The following is a 1,231-nucleotide window of genomic DNA, read 5'->3' on the forward strand; positions in this document are numbered from 1 at the left end:
TGAATCGCCCCGGGTTTCGTAGACATCTCTTTGCCTTAAACTGAGGCCAATTAGGAGGTGCCATGAGCAACCCGCGTTACCCCGAAGAATTCAAAATCCAAGCGGTCAATCAAGTGACCGAAAAGAAGCTTCCTGTCGCTGATGTAGCGGCCCGTCTCGGCGTGTCGACCCATAGCCTCTATGCCTGGATAAAGCGCTACAGCAAACCTCAAGAAGAACGGCAGCAGGACGATGATCAGCACGCTGAACTACGTCGTCTGAGAGCCGAGCTAAAGCGCGTCACTGAAGAACGAGACATCTTAAAAAAGGCCGCCGCGTACTTTGCCAAGGAGTGCGGGTGAAGTACGCCTTTATCAAGCAGCGAGCCGGCGACTATTCCATTCGACGGCTTTGCCTGACGCTGAAAGTCCATCCCAGTGGCTATTACGCTTGGTTGTCTGAGCCGCAATCTGCACGCGCCAAAGACGACCAACGATTGCTGGGTTTGATCAAGCATTCGTGGCTGGAGAGCGGCGGCGTTTATGGCTATCGCAAAATCCATGACGACCTGCGCGAGGTCGGTGAGGATTGTGGTCGGAATCGTGTGGCAAGGCTGATGCGTCTTGAAGGTCTGCGCTCTCAGACAGGGTATCGACGCCGCCCTGGCAAGTACGGCGGTAAGCCAGCGGTCGCCTCTCCCAATTTGCTGAAGCGCCAGTTCGATGTCGCTGAACCAAACAAAGTTTGGGTCACCGACATCACCTATATTCGCACCTATGAAGGCTGGCTGTATTTGGCGGTGGTGCTGGATCTGTTTTCTCGTCAGGTTGTTGGCTGGTCAATGAAGTCGCAGATGACCAGTGATTTGGCCATTGATGCGCTATTGATGGCGGTTTGGAGGCGAAAACCGAAACAGGAGGTGATGGTTCACTCAGACCAGGGCAGCCAGTACAGCAGCTCCGATTGGCGCAGCTTTTTGAAGGCGAACAATTTGGTTGCCAGCATGAGCCGTCGAGGTAACTGTCATGACAACGCCGTAGCCGAGAGCTTTTTCCAGCTTCTGAAGCGGGAACGGATTAAGCGAAAAATCTACAACACACGGCAAGATGCTCGCAGCGATGTGTTCGATTACATCGAGATGTTCTACAACGCAAAACGCCGCCATGGTTTCAACAATCGGCTGTCACCGGTAGAGTTTGAAAAGCGTTACGCAATGAGCTTGCAAGGTGTCTAGAGAATCCGGGGCGATTCA

1 protein-coding gene is annotated in these 1,231 nt (G+C 53.4%); it reads left to right on the plus strand.

What is annotated here, in order from left to right; all coding sequences use genetic code 11:
- The first annotated feature begins 62 nt into the window (after positions 1-62).
- A protein-coding gene (locus AACY07_RS24250) for an IS3 family transposase (protein ID WP_339478293.1) occupies positions 63-1,213 on the plus strand; the annotation gives its coding sequence in 2 pieces (ribosomal slippage) (positions 63-297 and positions 297-1,213; 1,152 coding nt in all).
- Positions 1,214-1,231: the final 18 nt, after the last annotated feature.

This window comes from Pseudomonas sp. RL_5y_Pfl2_69 (assembly GCF_963970465.1).
In the GTDB taxonomy this organism is placed as follows: Bacteria; Pseudomonadota; Gammaproteobacteria; order Pseudomonadales; family Pseudomonadaceae; genus Aquipseudomonas.